Source organism: Burkholderia sp. E168m23 (genome assembly GCF_016586125.1).
In the GTDB taxonomy this organism is placed as follows: Bacteria; Pseudomonadota; Gammaproteobacteria; order Burkholderiales; family Burkholderiaceae; genus Burkholderia; species Burkholderia orbicola.
The window spans coordinates 1-5699 of sequence record NZ_BCPP01000440.1; the positions used below are offsets into that span (position 1 = coordinate 1).

Here is a 5699-nt window from a genome sequence, read left to right on the forward strand (position 1 = left end):
GAGAACAGCCAGCGCGCGAGCAGCACGAGACCGATCGCGCGCAACGCGAAGATCACACCGGCGCCGGGGGCCGGCGCTGCGCGCGTGGTTTTCGTTCTCGCCAAGACTGCTCTCCTCTGGATATTCATACTGGGCCGGATTTCACGGCACGGCCATTATAGGGACATTACCGTCTGGACAGATGGCCGGATGGCGTGCCGGGCCGCTTCGAGGGCCGTTCGCGGCGCCGGGCGCGGCGAGAATACAACACATCCGCGCCGCAGATGTGACAACGCCCCGCCGGAAAACCCGGACGGGGCGTCGTGACGGCCGCGCGCCGCCATGCGGCGGCGGCCCGCAATCAGCTTGCGTTGACTTCGCGGAGCACCGTGCGGCGCTTCTGGCGCAGCAGTTCCTCGTAGCCCTTCACGTAGTTCTGCGCCATCACCTTCGACGAGAAACGGGCTTCGAATGCGGCGCGAACCTTCTCGCGCGGCAGCGTATCGAGGCGCTTGAGCGCGGCGACGGCCGACAGTTCGTCTTCGACGACGAAGCCCGACACGCCGTTGTCGATCACTTCCGGCACCGAGCCGCGCTTGAACGCGATCACCGGCGTGCCGCAGGCCATCGCCTCGATCATCACCAGGCCGAAGGGCTCCGGCCAGTCGATCGGGAACAGCAGCGCATGCGCGTTGCCGAGGAATTCGGTCTTCTCCGACTCGCTGATTTCGCCGATGTACTCGACGTGCGGCAGCGCGAACAGCGGCTTGATCTTCTCTTCGTAGTACGCGCGGTCGGCCTTGTCGAGCTTCGCGGCGATCTTGATCGGCAGGCCGGCCTGTTCGGCGATGCGGATCGCCGTGTCGACGCGCTTTTCCGGCGAGATGCGGCCGAGGAACGCGAGGTAGCTCGGCTTCACGTTCGGGATCGGCGTCAGCAGGTTTTCCGGCAGGCCGTGGTAGACGGTCGACAGCCAGTTCGCCTGCGGCAGCGGGATGCGCTGGTTGTCGGAGATCGACACGACCGGCACGTCGCTGAACGCATTGAAGATCGGCTGCAGTTCCGGCAGGTCGAGACGGCCGTGCATCGTCGTCAGATGCGGGACCGGCTGACGCGAGAACAGCGAGAACGGGTAGTAGTCGATGTGGCAGTGCAGGACGTCGAACTCTTCCGCGCGGCGGCGCACCTGCTCGAGCAGCAGCATGTGCGGGGCCATCACGTCGCGGATCGTCGGGTCGAGGCGCAGCGCCTGCGGCCAGCACGCTTCGAGCTTCGCGGAGGTCTGCGAATCGCCGCTCGCGAAGAGCGTGACGTCATGCCCCATCTCGACGAGTGCTTCGGTGAGGTAGGACACCACTCGCTCGGTACCACCGTACAGTTTCGGGGGCACCGCTTCATGCAACGGAGCGATTTGGGCGATTCGCATGCGTAACTCCTAAAAAATCGGCAAAAAACCAGGTATGGGTCGGCAACCTGCCGGTGGTCCGGGCTGGATACATGTCGTCCGAACCTCGGACGAATCAGCCTGCCGGGGGCGTCGAACCCGCGCTGCACAAGGAGCGTCGGCGACGCGACAGGCATAGAACGTTTGAAACGAAGACCCGTTGACAGGGGTTCGTAAAAAACCTGGAATCGAACCCGGAGCCGATTATCTAGGGTTAATCCCGATACGGCGCACGACATTTCAAACACTTTACTTTGTTACAAAGGAGCAACACTTTGCAACCCGCGGACTCGGGTGTCCGTTCTAGAGTGGAAGGCCGTTTTGGCGATCCTTGTTAACCCGTAGCTGCCGGCAGCGTGATTCCGGCACACGAGGCACGACGGGATGCCGGATTTTATCTCAAAATCGATCGCGAGCCTCTGGCCAAGGCAAGATTCGCGCAGCGCGACGCGCGGCCTTGTTTACAATGCCGGATTATTCAGTCCGAGCGAACGTCGGCCTGCGATCCAGCCGCCCCGCTCAATCACCGAATCACCGCACGCATATTTTGGAATCTCTCACCCCTGCCCAGCGCAACGCCCACAACGCGAAGCTGTCGAGCTACGCGCACCGGCCGATCGCGTTCCTGTTCCGCTACATCCGCCTCCACCCGGTCGCGCACCTGGTCGTGCTCTGCAGCGTGCTGGCCGCCGTCGGCTGCGCGCTCGGCTCGCAATACGCGATCAAGCACCTGATCGACGTGCTGGCGACCGGACGCCATCACCCCGGCCCGCTGTGGAGCGCGTTCGCGCTGCTCGTCGGGCTGATCGCGGCCGACAACCTGCTGTGGCGCGTCGGCGGCTGGGTCGCCGCGCACACGTTCGTCGCGGTCACCGGCGACCTGCGGCGCGACCTGTTCCAGTATCTGATCGGCCATTCGCCGACGTATTACTCGGAGAAGCAGCCGGGCACGCTCGCCAGCCGCATCACGGCCACGTCGAACGCGGTCTACACGTCGGAGAACACGATGGCGTGGAACGTGCTGCCGCCGTGCATCGCGGTGATGGGCGCGATCCTGATGATCATCGTCGTCAATCCGCTGATGGCGGCCGGCCTGCTCGGCTGTTCGGCCGTGCTGTCCGTCATCCTGTTCAAGCTCGCCGGCCGCGGCTCGGCGCGCCACCACGCATTCGCGGCGAAGGCCGCGGCGGTCGACGGCGAGCTCGTCGACGTGATCGGCAACATGGGCCTCGTGCGCGCGTTCGGGATGACGCTGCGCGAACAGAAGCGCTTCAGCGCGACGGTGAAGGCCGAGATGGACGCGCGCCAGCAGAGCCTGCTCTATCTCGAGAAGCTGCGGCTGCTGCACGCGGTGATCACCGCGATGCTGTCCGCCGGCCTGCTCGGCTGGGCGCTGTGGCTGTGGGACCAGGGCCGCGCAACGTCGGGCGACATCGTGCTCGTCAGCTCGCTCGGCTTCACGATCCTGCACGGCACGCGCGATCTCGCGGTCGCGCTCGTCGACGTCACGCAGCACGTCGCGCGCCTGTCCGAGGCGGTGAAGACGCTGCTCGAACCGCACGGGATGCCCGACCGCTCGGACGCGCAGCCGCTGTCGGCCAAGGGCGGCCGCGTCGACTTCGAGCGCGTGACGTTCGCGTACCCGCACCGCCGCGCGATCCTCGACCACTTCGACCTTCATATCGAGCCGGGCCAGCGCGTCGGCCTGATCGGCAAGTCGGGCGCCGGCAAGTCGACCGTGCTCGCGCTGCTGCAGCGCTTCTACGACACGCAGGACGGCGTCGTGAAGGTCGACGGCCAGGACGTGAAGGGCCTCACGCAGGACAGCCTGCGCCACGCGATCGCGCTGGTGCCGCAGGACATCTCGCTGCTGCACCGGACGATCTACGACAACATCGCGTACGGCCGCCCCGACGCGACCCGCGACGAAGTGCTCGCCGCCGCGCGCGACGCGCGCTGCGCGGAGTTCATCGAGGCGATGCCGGAAGGCTATGACACGATCGTCGGCGACCGCGGCGTCAAGCTGTCGGGCGGCCAGCGCCAGCGCATCGCGATCGCGCGCGCGATCCTGAAGGATGCGCCGATCCTGCTGCTCGACGAAGCGACGTCGGCGCTCGACAGCGCGTCCGAGGAAGCGATCCAGAGCGCGCTCGACCGCCTGATGGTCGGCCGCACGGTGATCGCGATCGCGCACCGCCTGTCGACGCTGCGCAACTTCGACCGCATCATCGTGATGAACAACGGCAAGGTGATCGACGACGGCCCGCCCGACGTGCTGCGCAACCGCCCCGGCCTGTACCGCGACCTGCTTGCGAAACAGCACGGCCGCCATCATGCGGCGCCCGACGGCAACACGCCGACCGGCGAACGCGTGGCCTGACGCACCGGTATCCGCCGACAAAAAAGCCGCCGTGCTTGCGCACGGCGGCTTTTTCAATTGCAGCACAAGCAATAAATCAGATCAGACCTGCTGCAGATCACGCAGGAAATTGTCCCGCCACACCGACACGTTGTTCTCGCGAAGCTGCGCGATCATGTCCGCGTAACGCGCACGCCGCTCGGTGAGCGACATCGTCAGCGCCTGTGACAGCGCATCGGCCATCCCCTCGATATCGATCGGATTGACGATCAGCGCGCCTGTGAGCTCACGCGCGGCGCCCGCGAAGCGCGACAGCACCAGCACGCCCGGATCGTCCGGATTCTGCGCGGACACGTACTCCTTCGCGACGAGGTTCATCCCGTCGCGCAGCGGCGTGACGAAGCCCACGCGCGCGAGCCGGTACAGCGCGGCCAGCACCTGACGGTCGTACTGACGGTGAATGTAGAGGATCGGCGCCCAGTCGAGCTCCGCGTAGCGCCCGTTGATGCGCCCCGACTCCGCTTCGAGCTGCAGGCGGATGTCCTGGTACGCGCGCAGGTCCGCACGCGTCGACGGTGCGATCTGCAGGAACGACACGCGGTTGCGGATCGACGCCTGGTGCTCGAGCAGCTTCTCGAAGGCCCGGAAGCGCTCGACGAGCCCCTTCGAATAATCGAGCCGGTCGACGCTCATGATCAGTTGCCGCCCGCGCAGCGACGTCGCGAGCGTGCGCACCGCCTTGCCGTGCTCACCCGCCTGCGCGAGCGACGCGATCTCGTCCGGATACACGCCGATCGGATAGGCGGCCGCGCGCAACGTCTGGCCGAACGCCCGTACGCGCACCGTGTGCCCGTCGTGCTCGACTTCGCCGTCCGCCTCGAACTCGACGTAGTCGCAAAACGCGCGCAGGTCGGGCTCGGTCTGGAAGCCGAGCAGATCGAACGCGCACAGCGACTCGACGAGCTCTCGGTGCGGCGGCACGTTGACGAGCACCTGCGCGGCCGGAAACGGGATGTGCAGGAAGAAGCCGATGCGGTTCTTCACGCCGGCGTCGCGCAGCGCGCGCGCGAACGGAATCAGGTGATAGTCGTGCACCCAGATCACGTCGTCGTCCTGCAGCAGCGGCACGAGCTGCTGCGCGAGCCAGACGTTGACGCGGCGGTAGCCGTCGAATTCGTGGCGATCGTACTGGATCAGGTCCGCGCGGTAATGGAACGCGGGCCACAGCGTCGCGTTCGAGAACCCGCGGTAATACTGGTCGTAATCGCGGCGCGTCAGCCCGACGGTCGCGAACGTCACCGGCCCGCGCTCCTCGATGCGGATCTGCGGCTGCGGCGCGCCGGACGCGACCACTTCGCCGCTCCAGCCGAACCACATGCCGCCGGTTTCCTTCAGCGCATCATAGACGCCGATCGCGAGGCCGCCCGCCGCCGGTTCGCCTTCCGAAATCGGCGCGACGCGGTTTGAAACGATGATGAGCCGGCTCATGCGTGCGGTTGCCCCGCACCGAGCCAGCCTGCGATCTGCTCATGCAGCGCGTCGACCGAATCGAGCCGCATGCGCGCGGACGTCTCGCCCGCGCCGACCTTGATCGACAGGCCGCCGCGCGCGTTGACCACCGCGAAGCCCTTCTCGTCGGTCAGGTCGTCGCCCGCGAACAGCGGCACGCGGCCCGCAAACGGCGGCTCGTCGAGGAACGCGGCCAGCGCGCGGCCCTTGTCGACGCCCTTCGGCTTGATCTCGAACACCATCTTGCCGGGTTGCAGCACATACGCATCCGCATAGTCGGAGACGAGGCGCTCGGCCGCTTCGCGCGCCACCGCCTCGCGCTCGGGCGCATTGCGAAAGTGCAGCGCGACGGCCGCGCCCTTGATTTCGAGCAGCATGCCCGGATGGCGGTCGACCACGCCGGCAAGC

The 5699-nt window shown here is 66.8% G+C and carries 4 protein-coding genes; 1 reads left to right on the top strand and 3 read right to left on the bottom strand.

Annotated elements, in window-relative coordinates; translation table 11 throughout:
* Positions 1-340 precede the first annotated feature (340 nt).
* Positions 341-1405: a glycosyltransferase family 4 protein gene (locus JMF90_RS21415; RefSeq protein WP_006476459.1), complete on the bottom strand. Its 1065-nt coding sequence runs from the start codon at positions 1403-1405 to the stop codon at positions 341-343.
* A gap of 565 nt (positions 1406-1970) precedes the next feature.
* Between JMF90_RS21415 and JMF90_RS21420 the strand changes: the two genes are divergently transcribed.
* Positions 1971-3803: an ABC transporter ATP-binding protein gene (locus JMF90_RS21420; RefSeq protein ID WP_023475440.1), complete on the top strand. Its 1833-nt coding sequence runs from the start codon at positions 1971-1973 to the stop codon at positions 3801-3803.
* Between the two features lie 81 nt (positions 3804-3884).
* On the opposite strand, the gene otsA is transcribed toward JMF90_RS21420, so the two are convergent.
* Entirely contained in the window at positions 3885-5270 is a 1386-nt protein-coding gene (gene otsA, locus JMF90_RS21425) for an alpha,alpha-trehalose-phosphate synthase (UDP-forming) (RefSeq protein ID WP_201316785.1), read from the bottom strand.
* Positions 5267-5699: trehalose-phosphatase (otsB, locus tag JMF90_RS21430; RefSeq protein WP_201325405.1), on the bottom strand; the 433-nt coding region annotated here is incomplete at its 5' end. The genes otsA and otsB, both read right to left, overlap by 4 nt.